The 12267-nt window shown below is 73.0% G+C and carries 12 protein-coding genes; 9 read left to right on the forward strand and 3 right to left on the reverse strand.

The genetic code is table 11. The features are described 5' to 3' along the window. Positions 1-148: 148 nt before the first annotated feature. From ABZ340_RS08445 to ABZ340_RS08455, 3 genes are all read left to right on the forward strand, one after another. Entirely contained in the window at positions 149-922 is a 774-nt protein-coding gene (locus ABZ340_RS08445; protein ID WP_358780976.1) for a lysophospholipid acyltransferase family protein, read from the forward strand. Continuing rightward, entirely contained in the window at positions 919-1929 is a 1011-nt protein-coding gene (locus ABZ340_RS08450; protein WP_358780977.1) for an NAD(P)H-dependent glycerol-3-phosphate dehydrogenase, read from the forward strand. The genes ABZ340_RS08445 and ABZ340_RS08450 overlap by 4 nt, the downstream gene beginning before the upstream one ends. Before the next feature lie 70 nt (positions 1930-1999). Beyond that, complete coding sequence (locus tag ABZ340_RS08455; protein WP_358780978.1) at positions 2000-3157, forward strand: D-alanine--D-alanine ligase family protein; 1158 nt, start codon at positions 2000-2002, stop codon at positions 3155-3157. Positions 3158-3199: 42 nt separating this feature from the next. Here the strand turns inward: ABZ340_RS08455 and ABZ340_RS08460 are convergent, their stop codons facing one another. Both ABZ340_RS08460 and ABZ340_RS08465 read right to left on the reverse strand, forming a co-directional pair. After that, the gene (locus ABZ340_RS08460) at positions 3200-3691 is read right to left on the reverse strand and encodes a DUF3515 domain-containing protein (RefSeq protein ID WP_358780979.1); all 492 of its coding nucleotides are present in this window, start codon (positions 3689-3691) and stop codon (positions 3200-3202) included. 20 nt (positions 3692-3711) lie between these two features. Next, positions 3712-3945, reverse strand: a complete 234-nt coding sequence (locus ABZ340_RS08465; RefSeq protein ID WP_003997603.1) for an Lrp/AsnC ligand binding domain-containing protein — start codon at positions 3943-3945, stop codon at positions 3712-3714. A 244-nt stretch (positions 3946-4189) separates the two neighbouring features. On the opposite strand from ABZ340_RS08465, the gene ABZ340_RS08470 reads away from it, so the two are divergent. Beyond that, positions 4190-5158, forward strand: a complete 969-nt coding sequence (locus tag ABZ340_RS08470; protein WP_358780980.1) for a thiamine-phosphate kinase — start codon at positions 4190-4192, stop codon at positions 5156-5158. Next, positions 5155-5988 (forward strand): bifunctional hydroxymethylpyrimidine kinase/phosphomethylpyrimidine kinase, encoded by an 834-nt coding sequence (gene thiD, locus ABZ340_RS08475; protein WP_358780981.1) that lies wholly within the window; start codon positions 5155-5157, stop codon positions 5986-5988. Before ABZ340_RS08470 ends, thiD begins: the two co-directional genes overlap by 4 nt. A 237-nt stretch (positions 5989-6225) precedes the next feature. On the opposite strand, the gene rpmB is transcribed toward thiD, so the two are convergent. Then, positions 6226-6411, reverse strand: a complete 186-nt coding sequence (gene rpmB / locus ABZ340_RS08480) for a 50S ribosomal protein L28 (protein WP_003993230.1) — start codon at positions 6409-6411, stop codon at positions 6226-6228. A 269-nt stretch (positions 6412-6680) separates the two neighbouring features. On the opposite strand from rpmB, the gene ABZ340_RS08485 reads away from it, so the two are divergent. From ABZ340_RS08485 to coaD, 4 genes are all read left to right on the forward strand, one after another. Continuing rightward, complete coding sequence (locus tag ABZ340_RS08485; RefSeq protein WP_358780982.1) at positions 6681-8492, forward strand: DAK2 domain-containing protein; 1812 nt, start codon at positions 6681-6683, stop codon at positions 8490-8492. Between the two features lie 212 nt (positions 8493-8704). Next, positions 8705-10945 (forward strand): ATP-dependent DNA helicase RecG, encoded by a 2241-nt coding sequence (gene recG, locus ABZ340_RS08490; protein ID WP_358780983.1) that lies wholly within the window; start codon positions 8705-8707, stop codon positions 10943-10945. Between the two features lie 100 nt (positions 10946-11045). Beyond that, positions 11046-11633, forward strand: a complete 588-nt coding sequence (rsmD, locus tag ABZ340_RS08495; protein ID WP_358780984.1) for a 16S rRNA (guanine(966)-N(2))-methyltransferase RsmD — start codon at positions 11046-11048, stop codon at positions 11631-11633. A gap of 26 nt (positions 11634-11659) precedes the next feature. Then, the gene (gene coaD, locus ABZ340_RS08500) at positions 11660-12139 is read left to right on the forward strand and encodes a pantetheine-phosphate adenylyltransferase (protein WP_358780985.1); all 480 of its coding nucleotides are present in this window, start codon (positions 11660-11662) and stop codon (positions 12137-12139) included. Positions 12140-12267 lie beyond the last annotated feature (128 nt).

The following is a 12267-nucleotide window of genomic DNA, read 5'->3' on the forward strand; positions in this document are numbered from 1 at the left end:
TCCGTCCCTCTCTTGTCGTGGCCATTGTCCCCCCGCAGGCCCGGTCGTCCCCGGGGCGGGGCGTACGGTGTTCTCGACAGACCGGCGGCCTGGGGCGACACTTGTGCGGCCCCTTGGCCGCGTCCAGGCCCTAGAGGAAGGTGTCCGCGTGCCCCGCCGCAGAATCGGCTTCTGGTACCGCTTCGCCGCGGTGATCTGCAAACCGCCGCTGGTGGTGCTGCTCAAGCGGGACTGGCGCGGAATGGAGCACATTCCGGCCGAGGGTGGATTCATCACGGTCGTGAATCACAATTCACACATCGATCCCTTCGCGTACGCGCATTTCCAGTACAACACCGGGCGCGTGCCGCGATTCCTGGCGAAGAGCGGTCTCTTCAAGAAAGGATTCGTCGGCGCCGCGATGCGCGGCACCGGACAGATCCCCGTCTACCGCGAGAGCACGGACGCGCTGAGCGCCTTCCGGGCCGCGATCGACGCCGTGGAGCGCGGCGAGTGCGTCGCCTTCTACCCCGAGGGCACCCTCACCCGCGACCCGGACGGCTGGCCCATGACCGGCAAGACCGGCGCCGCGCGCGTCGCCCTGCAGACCCGGTGCCCGGTGATCCCCGTCGCCCAGTGGGGCTGCAACGAGGTGCTGCCGCCCTACGCGAAGAAGCCGCGCCTGTTCCCGCGCAAGACCCACCACGTCCTCGCCGGCCCGCCGGTCGACCTGACGCGCTTCTACGGCAAGGAGATGTCCGCCGACGTCCTGAAGGAGGCGACGGAGGTCATCATGGCGGCCATCACCCGCCAGCTGGAGGAGATCCGCGGCGAGAAGGCACCCGACACCCCCTACGACCCGCGCCGCGAGCGGATCGAGCAGCGGCGCCGGACGCAGGCGCAGAAGCAGCGGGGCAAGCAGGCGGAAGGGCAGGGAACGTGAGCGGACCCCTCAAGGCGGTCGTCTTCAGCGCCGGGTCGTGGGGCACGGCCTTCGGCATGGTGCTCGCCGACGCGGGGTGCGAGGTCACCCTGTGGGCGCGCCGCCCGGACGTCGCGGACGCCATCAACTCCACCCGGACCAACCCCGACTACTTCCCCGGCGTCGAACTCCCGGAGAACATCAGGGCCACCACGGACCCGGCCGAGGCCGCCGCCGGCGCCGACTACACGGTCCTGTCCGTCCCCTCCCAGACGCTGCGCGGCAACCTCGCCGCGTGGGCGCCGCTGCTCGCGCCCGACACCGTCCTCGTCTCCCTGATGAAGGGCATCGAACTCGGCTCCGCGATGCGGATGAGCGAGGTCGTCGAGGATGTCGCCAAGGTCGGCCGGGACCGGATCGCCGTGGTCACCGGCCCCAACCTCGCCCGGGAGATCGCCGCCCGCATGCCGGCCGCCGCCGTGGTCGCCTGCACCGACGAGGCCGTCGCCCGGCGGCTCCAGACCGCCTGCCACACGCCGTACTTCCGGCCGTACACCAACACCGACGTCGTCGGCTGCGAACTCGGCGGCGCGGTCAAGAACGTGATCGGGCTGGCCGTCGGCATCGCCGACGGCATGGGCCTGGGCGACAACGCCAAGGGCTCGCTCATCACCCGCGGCCTCGCCGAGACCACCCGCCTCGGGGTCGCGCTCGGCGCCGACCCGCTCACCTTCTCCGGGCTGGCCGGCCTCGGCGACCTGGTGGCGACCTGCTCCTCGCCGCTGTCCCGCAACCACACCTTCGGCACCAACCTCGGCAAGGGCATGACCCTCCAGGAGACCATCGCGGTCACCAGGCAGACCGCCGAGGGCGTCAAGTCCTGCCAGTCGGTGCTGGATCTGGCCCGGCGCCACGGCGTCGACATGCCGATCACCGAGACGGTCGTCGGCATCGTGCACGAGGGCAAGCCGCCGGCGGTCGCGCTGAAGGAGCTGATGTCGCGCAGCGCGAAGCCCGAGCGACGCTGAGCGACGGCCGCGCCACGCGGCCGCGCCGACGCTGTGCCGTGCCCCTACGGGCGGGTACTCTCGTCGCGATATGAGCACCGAGAACCTCCCCCAGACCCCCGGGCAGCCGACGCGCAAGCCGCGCGTGGCCGTCGTGTTCGGCGGGCGCAGCTCCGAGCACGGCATCTCCGCGGTCACCGCCGGAGCCGTCCTGAAGGCCATCGACCGGACCAAGTACGACGTCCTGCCGATCGGCATCACCCGGGACGGCCGCTGGGCGCTCACCGCCGACGAGCCGGAGCGCATGGCGATCACCGAACGCCGCACGCCCAGCGTCGAGGAGCTCGCCGAGTCGACCGAGGGCAGCGTGGTGCTCTCCGTCGACCCCGGCAGCCGCGAAGTCGTCTACAGCGAACCCGGCGCGGTGCCCAAGGCCCTGGGCGAGGTCGACGTGGTCTTCCCGGTGCTGCACGGCCCCTACGGCGAGGACGGCACCCTCCAGGGTCTGCTGGAGCTGTCCGGCGTGCCGTACGTGGGCTCCGGTGTGCTCGCCTCGGCCGTCGGCCAGGACAAGGAGTACATGAAGCGGGTGTTCACCTCCTTCGGGCTGAAGGTGGGCCCGTACGTGGTGATCCGGCCGCGCGAGTGGCAGCGGGACGTCGCCGCCGCCCGCAAGAAGATCGTCGACTTCGCCGGCGAGCACGGCTGGCCGCTGTTCGTGAAGCCCGCGCGCGCGGGCTCCTCCATCGGCATCACCAAGGTCGACGACCTGTCCGGTCTCGACGAGGCGATCGAGGAGGCCCAGCGGCACGACCCGAAGATCATCGTGGAGGCGGCGCTGCGCGGACGCGAGATCGAGTGCGGGGTGCTGGAGTTCGAGGACGGCCCGCGGGCCTCCGTACCCGCCGAGATCCCGCCGCCGAGCGCGCACGCGTACTACGACTTCGAGGCCAAGTACATCGACTCCACGCCCGGCATCGTGCCCGCCCCGCTGACGCCCGAGGAGACGGCCGAGGTGCAGCGGCTGGCGGTGGAGGCGTTCGAGGCGGCCTCCTGCGAGGGGCTGGTGCGCGCGGACTTCTTCCTCACCGAGGACGGGGAGTTCGTCATCAACGAGATCAACACGATGCCCGGCTTCACGCCGATCTCGATGTACCCGCAGATGTGGCAGGCCAGCGGGATCGCCTACCCGGAGCTGGTGGACCGCCTGGTGCAGGCGGCGCTGCGCCGCTCCACGGGGCTGCGCTGAGGGCCGTACCGGCCGTATCGGCGGTACCGGCCGGATGACGGATCAGTCGGCGATCCCCTCGGGGATCGCCTTCTTCACGGCCGGGGCCAGGTCGACCAGCGGCGCCAGGCCGTCCTGCGTGCGCTCCTTCGGGATCGTCACCTCGACATAGGCCCTGCGCAGCGTGGTGGTGAACCGGAACGACCCGTCCTTCCGCTTCTGCAGCAGCCACCCCACGCCGTCCACCTCGACGCCGTCGGCCTCCGGATCGTCCATCGCGGCGGGCCGCGGCACACCGCAGCGCAGTATGATCACCGGGTTTCCCCAGCCCGCCGTCAGGGCGGACCGGGGCTCGGGGTCCTCACGGTCCAGACCGTCCGCCTTCGACGGCAGTTCCTCGTCCAGGCTCCGGCAGAGCCTCGCCGTGTCCGCGCCGGGGCTGGGAACCGCCGCCGAGGCGCTGCCGTCCCCGGAGGAGCAGCCCGCCGCGGCCAGGAGCAGGGCGAGCGCGGACGGAGCGAGGACGAAGCGGTGCCGGTGCGCGAAGGAGTTCACCGGCACAGGGTAGACGGGGGCTAGAGATGGACGACGGGGCAGGTCAGGGTGCGGGTGATGCCGTCCACCTGCTGGACCTTGGCGACCACCATGCGGCCCAGGTCGTCGACCGTGTCGGCCTGCGCCCGCACGATGACGTCGTACGGGCCCGTCACGTCCTCGGCCTGGATCACACCGGGGATCTTGCTGATGGTCTCGGCGACGGTCGACGCCTTGCCGACCTCCGTCTGGATCAGGATGTACGCCTGTACCACGGAACCTCCAGGGCGGCCACGAGGATCATGTGGGGGAAAGGAACGCCACGGTATCGCGTCGCCGCTCCCCGCGGGGAGACCTGCGGGGTGCCGGGCGCGCGCGCCGGGGGTGCGGGGAGGATACGAGTTGACGGTTCCGGCGGAGACGGCTTCGGCCGGCTCCCCGGCCGGCAACTTCGACCGTAACGAGGACAGAGATGACGCGCGACCGGGCCCGGACAGGGACAGAAGGGGAGCAAGGGCAATGAAGGGCACTGTTGGTGAGCTCGGGGAGTTCGGGCTCATCAGGGAGCTCACCTCCCGTCTCACCACCACCCCGGCGGTCCGCATCGGCCCCGGCGACGACGCCGCGGTGGTCGCCGCGCCCGACCGCCGGGTCGTGGCCAGCACCGACGTCCTGGTGGAGGGCCGGCACTTCCGCCGCGACTGGTCCACCGCCTACGACGTGGGCCGCAAGGCGGCGGCGCAGAACCTCGCCGACATCGCCGCGATGGGCGCCGTGCCCACCGCGTTGCTGCTCGGCCTGGTCGTGCCCGCCGAACTGCCGGTGACCTGGCCGACCGAGCTGATGGACGGGCTGCGCGACGAGTGCCAGGTCGCGGGCGCCGCCGTGGTCGGCGGCGACGTGGTGCGCGGCGACAGCGTCACCGTGTCCATCACCGCCCTCGGCGACCTGCGCGGCCAGGAGCCGGTGACGCGGGGCGGCGCCCGGCCCGGCGACCTCGTCGCGGTGACCGGCTGGCTGGGCTGGTCCGCGGCCGGGTACGCGGTGCTGTCCCGCGGGTTCCGCTCGCCGCGCGCCTTCGTGGAGGCCCACCGCCGCCCGGAGCCGCCGTACCACGCGGGCCCGGCCGCCGCCGCGCTCGGCGCCACCGCGATGTGCGACGTCAGCGACGGGCTGATCGCCGACCTCGGGCACATCGCCGAGGCGAGCAACGTGCGCATCGACATCCGCTCCGGGCAGATCGACATCCCCACCCAGATGCACGACATCGGGCAGGCCGTCGGCGTCGACCCGCTGCAGTGGGTGCTGACCGGGGGAGAGGACCACGCGATCGTGGCGACCTTCCCGCCGGACGTGAAGCTGCCCGCCCGCTGGAAGGTCATCGGCGAGGTCCTCAACCCCTCGGCGCTGCCCCAGGTCACCGTCGACGGGGCACCCTGGACGAGCAAGGGCGGCTGGGACCACTTCGGAGAGGACATAGAGTCATGAGCGCGTTGCCGAGGGTGCTGACGGTCGCGGGGTCCGACTCCGGCGGCGGCGCGGGGATCCAGGCCGACCTGAAGGCGATGCTCGCGCTCGGCGTGCACGGCATGAGCGTGATCACCGCGGTGACCGCGCAGAACTCCCTGGGCGTGCAGGGCGCCTGGGAGCTGCCGGTGGACGCGGTGCGGGCGCAGTACCGCAGCGTCGTCGACGACATCGGCGTCCAGGCGGTCAAGACCGGCATGCTGGCCTCGGCGGAACTGGTCGAGACGGTCGCCGAGTTGATCGCCGGTACCCACGCGCCCGCGGTCGTCGACCCGGTCGGCGTCTCCAAGCACGGGGACGCGCTGCTGGCCGCCTCCGCCCTGGACTCCGTCCGCACCAAGCTGCTGCCGGTGGCGACCGTCGCCACGCCCAACCTCGACGAGGTGGCGCAACTGACCGGCGTGCGCGTCGCGTCGGAACCCGACCTGCGCCGGGCCGCCGCGGCCGTGCTGGAGTACGGGCCGCGCTGGGTGCTGATCAAGGGCGGCCATCTGCCCGGGGACGCCGTGGACCTGCTCACGGACGGCTCCGAGGAGCACTGGCTGCGGGCGCCCCGCTACGACAACCGGCACACCCACGGCACGGGCTGCACCCTCGCCTCGGCGATCGCCTCCCAGCTGGCCAAGGGGCAGCCGGTGCCGGAGGCGGTGGCGGCGGCCAAGGAGTACGTCACCGGGGCGATCGCGGCCGGGTTCCCGCTCGGCGGGGGCATCGGGCCCGTGGATCACGGGTGGGCGTTCAGGACGGACAGGGCAGACAAGGCGGACAGGGTGGGTGGTCCGGGAGTCTGATGCCGGTGGCGGCGGCCCGGGCGGGGGCGCCGCCGTCGGTGCGTGGGTCCGGAGGGGCCGGGGTGCCGAGCGCCTGGGCCGGATTCCGGCTGGCCCGGGCCGGGAACAGACCGGTGCGGCTGTTCCTCGTGCTTTCCGGGTACGCGGTTTTTCCGGGCACGCAAAAAGCCGGCCCACCTTTCGGTGGACCGGCTCAGTGCAAGCGAACCAGCAGTGGCCGCGCGCTCTTGCTGAGCGTCAGCGCGAGACCTTGCCGGCCTTGATGCACGAGGTGCAAGCGTTCACGCGCTTCGGCGTCCCGCCGACCACGGTACGCACACGCTGGATGTTCGGGTTCCAGCGGCGAGACGTACGGCGGTGCGAGTGCGAGATGTTGTTGCCGAAGCCCGGCCCCTTGCCGCAGACGTCGCAGTTGGCAGCCACGGGTCACTCCAAAGACTTCAGATGCACTTACGGTTAATCCCGGCATGCCGGGATCGAGATCTTAGGCTCTTGCGAGCATTCCGAGATCTGAGTGGCGCTGCCAGGGGAACTAGCCCGATCGGATCGGGCAACCGGAGCAGCATACAACGGCTGCTCCCGTACAACGAAACTACCATGGCAGCTCAGGAGCCGGTTCCCGGCCCTCTTCCGGCGGGTACCGCCCCGGGGTCTACGCTGCGTGCCACATTCAGCAGCTCAGGGAGGCGCAGGTGGCGCAGGTGCCGCAGAGGTTCTTCGACGCTCTGGCGGTGCGCACCTGGTGCGGTCTGGCGCTGCGCGCGCTGGGGAGCGCGCGTGAGGAGATCGACGCGATCAACGTCTATCCCGTCGCGGACGGGGACACCGGCACCAACCTGTACCTGACCGTCGAGTCGGCCGTCGCCGCGGTGGAGGCGGTCTTCGCGGCACACGAGGTGGGACCCGGCGGCCGTGGTGACGCCGGACCCGGCGGGACCGGTGCCGGCGGGGCGGAGGCGTCCGGCGGGCCGTCGCTGGCCGAGGCCGCGCGGGCCATGGCCCACGGGGCGCTGATCGGCGCGCGCGGCAACTCCGGCACGATCCTGGCGCAGCTGCTGCGCGGCATGGCCCAGGTCCTCGCCGGCCGGGGTGAGGACGCTTACACCGACGGCCCCGGCCTGCGGCTCGCCTTGCGGCGTGCGGCCGACTCCGCCCGGCAGGCCGTGGCCCACCCGGTCGAGGGCACCGTCCTGTCGGTCGCCTCCGCCGCCGCCGACGCGGCCGAGAGGGCGGAGGGCGACTGCGGTGCCGTGGCCCGCGCGGCGTACGAGGGCGCCCGGACGGCGCTCGCCGCGACGCCCGGCCGGCTGCCGGTGCTGCGGCGCGCGGGAGTGGTCGACGCCGGCGGGTGCGGGCTGGTGTCGGTGCTCGCCGCGCTGGTGGAAGCGCTGACGGGGGAGGCGCCGGCCGCCGGTGCGTCCGCGTCCCGGACGGTGCCTCCCCTCGGCGGCGCCCACGCGCGTGGGGAGCGCGCCGGCCGGGACACCTCCGGAGACCTCCGCGCAGACGCCGTCGGAGCCGGCTCCGACGAGGGCGGCCTGCCCGGTGAGTGCGACACTCCCGGCGGTACTCCCGGCGGTGGCCCCTCCTTCGAGGTGATCTACCTCCTGGAGGCCGACGACGCCGCCGTCACGCGGCTGCGGGAGCGGCTCGACGCCCTCGGGGACTCCCTTGTGGTGGTCGGCGGCGACGGGCTGTGGAACGTCCACGTGCACGTCGACGACGCCGGCGCCGCCGTCGAGGCGGGCGTCGAGGCCGGGCGGCCGTACCGCATCCGGATCACCCACTTCGGACAGGGCGACGCGCACACCGCCGGCGCCGGGCGCCCGTTCCGCGAACCGGCCCAGCGCGCCGTGGTGGCCGTGGTGCCCGGCGAGGGACTGGCCGGGCTGTACTCCGAGGCCGGCGCCACCACCGTCCTGGCCCGCCCCGGGGAGCCGCCGGCGAGCGGGGAGCTGGTGGAGGCGGTACGGCGGGCCCACGCGCGCGAGGTCGTGCTGCTGCCCAACGACGCCGAGCTGCGGCACACCGCCGCCGCGGCGGCCGAGCAGGCCCGCGCGGCGGGCGTCCGGGTGGCCCTCATCCCGACCCGTTCCGCGGTCCAGGGCATCGCGGCGCTCGCCGTGCACGAGCCCGGCCGCCGCTTCGACGAGGACGTCGTGGCGATGACCTCGGCGGCCGGCGCCACCCGCTACGCCGAGGTCACCGTCGCCGAGCGCGAGTCCTGGACCACGGCCGGCATCTGCCAGGCCGGGGACGTGCTCGGCCTGATCGACGGGGACGTCGCCGTGATCGGGCCGGACGTCACCGCCACCGCCCGGACCGTCCTCGACCGCATGCTCGCCGCCGGGGGCGAACTGGTCACCCTGGTCCTCGGCGACGAGGTCCCCGAGACGGTCGCCGAGCACCTCGAGGCACGCGTCCGGGAGGCGTACCTCGCCGTCGACACGGTGGTGTACCGGGGTGGCCGGCAGGGGGCGCTGCTGCTCATCGGGGTGGAGTAGCCCCGGGCCGGCTCGCCCGCCCCTGCACCCCCGTTCCCGCTTCTGCGCCCCTGTTCCCGCTCCTGCGCCCCTGTTCCCGCCCCTGCACTCCCGTTCCCGCTTCTGTTTTCCCGGTCCCGGCCGCGCCGCGCCGCCACGCGCTCCGCCCGGGCCGTCCGCCTCACCGTGCGTTTCCGGGCACCTCTGCGGCGTTGTCAGTGGCGTGGTGTGCAATGGATCGCGTGCCCGCACTGCGAGAACCACTGGAACAGCCCCTGAAGTCGGTGCTCGGCCCCGCCACCGCGAAGGTGATGGCCGAGCACCTCGGCCTGCACACCGTCGGCGACCTCCTCCACCACTACCCGCGCCGCTACGAGGAGCGCGGGCAGCTCACCCACCTCGCCGACCTCCCCATGGACGAGCACGTCACGGTGGTCGCCCAGGTCGCCGACGCCCGCCTGCACACCTTCGCCTCCTCCAGGGCCCCGCGCGGCAAGGGACAGCGGCTGGAAGTGACCATCACGGACGGCAGCGGCCGGCTTCAGCTGGTCTTCTTCGGCAACGGGGTGCACAAACCCCACAAGGAACTCCTGCCGGGCACCCGCGCGATGTTCGCGGGCAAGGTGTCGGTCTTCAACCGGCGTCTCCAACTGGCCCACCCGGCCTACGAGTTGCTCCGCAGCGACGACGCGGACGGGGCGGCGGAGTCGGTCGAGAGCTGGGCCGGTGCCCTCATCCCCATCTATCCGGCCACCGCCAAACTGGAGTCCTGGAAGATCGGCAAGGCGGTCCAGACGGTGCTGCCCAGCGCCCAGGAGGCCGTCGACCCCCTCCCCGCATCCCTGCGCGAGGGCCGCGGCCTGGTCCCCCTCCCCGAGGCCCTGCTGAAGATCCACCGCCCGCACACCAAGGCGGACATCGCCGACGCCCGCGCCCGGCTGAAGTGGGACGAGGCCTTCGTCCTCCAGGTCGCCCTCGCCCGCCGCCGCCACGCCGACGCCCAGCTTCCCGCCGTCGCCCGCAAGCCCGCGCCCGACGGCCTGCTCGCGGCCTTCGACGCCCGCCTCCCCTTCACCCTCACCGAGGGCCAGCAGAAGGTCTCCCGGGAGATCTTCGCGGACCTGGCGACCGAGCACCCGATGCACCGGCTGCTCCAGGGCGAGGTCGGCAGCGGCAAGACCCTGGTGGCCCTGCGCGCCATGCTCGCCGTCGTCGACGCGGGCGGGCAGGCGGCGATGCTGGCGCCCACCGAGGTGCTCGCCCAGCAGCACCACCGCTCGGTCGTCGAGATGATGGGGGAGCTCGCCGAGGGCGGCATGCTCGGCGGAGCGGAGCACGGTACCAAGGTGGTGCTGCTGACCGGCTCCATGGGCGCCGCCGCCCGCCGCCAGGCCCTGCTCGACCTGGCCACCGGCGAGGCCGGCATCGTCATCGGCACCCACGCGCTCATCGAGGACAAGGTGCAGTTCCACGACCTCGGCCTCGTCGTCGTCGACGAGCAGCACCGCTTCGGCGTGGAACAGCGCGACGCCCTGCGCGGCAAGGGCAAGCAGCCGCCGCACCTGCTCGTCATGACCGCCACGCCCATCCCGCGCACGGTCGCCATGACCGTCTTCGGCGACCTGGAGACCTCCGTCCTCGACCAGCTCCCGGCGGGCCGCTCGCCCATCGCGAGCCATGTCGTCCCGGCCGCGGACAAGCCGCACTTCCTGGCGCGGGCCTGGGAGCGGGTGCGCGAGGAGGTGGCGGGCGGCCACCAGGCGTACGTCGTCTGCCCGCGCATCGGGGACGACGCCGAGGAAGCCGCCGGCACCAAGAAGGCCGGCAAGAAGGACCCTGCCGAGGGCGAGGACGGCAAGCGCCCGCCGCTCGCCGTCCTGGAGGTCGCCGAGCAGCTCGCCCGGGGCCCCCTCAAGGGCCTGCGGGTGGAGGTCCTGCACGGCCGTATGCAGCCCGACGACAAGGACGCGGTCATGCGCCGCTTCGCCGCCGGGGAGGCCGACGTGCTGGTGGCCACCACCGTCATCGAGGTCGGCGTCAACGTCCCCAACGCCACCGTGATGGTGGTCATGGACGCCGACCGCTTCGGCGTCTCCCAGCTCCACCAGCTCCGGGGCCGCGTCGGCCGCGGCTCGGCACCCGGCCTGTGCCTGCTGGTCACCGAGATGCCCGAGGCCAGCGCCGCCCGGCAGCGGCTGAACGCGGTCGCCGCCACCCTCGACGGCTTCGAGCTCTCCCGCATCGACCTCGAACAGCGCCGCGAGGGCGACGTCCTCGGCCAGGCCCAGTCCGGCGCCCGCTCCTCCCTGCGCGTCCTCGCCGTCATCGAGGACGAGGAGGTCATCGCCGAGGCGCGCAGGGAAGCCGCGGCGGTCGTGGCGGCCGACCCCGACCTGGAGCACCTGCCGGGACTGCGCACCGCCCTGGACGCCCTCCTGGACGCCGAGAGGGAGCAGTACCTGGAGAAGGGCTGAGAAAGGAAGAGAAGGGCCGGGGACGACGCCGGCGGCACGGCGCCCGCCCACCCCGCCTGCCAGACTGGACCCGTAACCGCACTACTCACAAGGACCCCAGATGACCCGCGTGATCGCCGGCGTGGCCGGCGGACGTCGCCTGGCCGTTCCGCCCGGGACCGGCACCCGCCCCACCTCCGACCGCGCGCGCGAGGGCCTCTTCTCCACCTGGCAGTCCCTGCTCGGCGGACCCCTGGACGGCGAGCGGGTCCTCGACCTGTACGCGGGTTCCGGCGCCGTCGGCCTGGAGGCGCTGTCCCGGGGCGCGGGCCACACCCTGCTCGTCGAGGCCGACGCCCGCGCCGTCCGCACGGTCCGGGAGAACGTGAAGGCCCTCGGCCTGCCCGGCGCCGAGGTCAGACAGGGCAAAGCGGAACAGATCATCCGCACGGCGCCCCCGGCCCGGCCGTACGACCTGGTCTTCCTGGACCCGCCGTACGCCGTCTCGGACGACGATCTCCGGGAGATTCTGCTCACACTCCGCTCGGAGGGCTGGCTCACGGCAGAAGCCCTCGTCACCGTGGAGCGCAGCACCAGAGGCGGTGAATTCCGGTGGCCGGACGGCTTCGAGGCGCTCCGGTCCCGTCGCTACGGCGAGGGAACGTTTTGGTACGGTCGCGCCGCCTCTACGTGCGAAGACGCACGATGACCGGACCGGAGAGCGAGGGATCACAAGTGCGCCGCGCCGTCTGTCCCGGGTCGTTCGACCCGATCACCAACGGACACCTCGACATCATCGCCCGCGCGTCCAGGCTGTACGACGAGGTCTACGTCGCGGTGATGATCAACCAGTCCAAGAAGGGACTGTTCACGATCGAGGAGCGGATCGACCTCATCCGCCAGGTCACGGCCGAGTACGGCAACGTCCGCGTCGAGTCCTTCCACGGCCTGCTCGTCGACTTCTGCAAGCAGCGCGACATCCCCGCCATCGTCAAGGGCCTGCGCGCGGTCAGCGACTTCGACTACGAACTGCAGATGGCCCAGATGAACAACGGCCTCTCGGGCGTGGAGACCCTCTTCATCCCCACCAATCCGACCTACAGCTTCCTGTCGTCCTCCCTGGTCAAGGAGGTCGCCACCTGGGGCGGCGACGTCTCCCACCTGGTGCCCGAGGCGGTCCTCGGGGCACTGACCGAGCGCCTGCGCGAGAACTGAGCGCGACCGGACCGGGTGCCACCGCCTTCCCGCGGGCCCGCCGTACGCCCGCCCTCGGCCCGCCATCGGCCTGACGGGCCGTCACCCGGTGTCCCCCGGCCGCCCCGGGGCCGTACAGTCGTCCCGTC

The organism is Streptomyces sp. NPDC006134, assembly GCF_040628835.1.
Classification (GTDB): domain Bacteria; phylum Actinomycetota; class Actinomycetes; order Streptomycetales; family Streptomycetaceae; genus Streptomyces.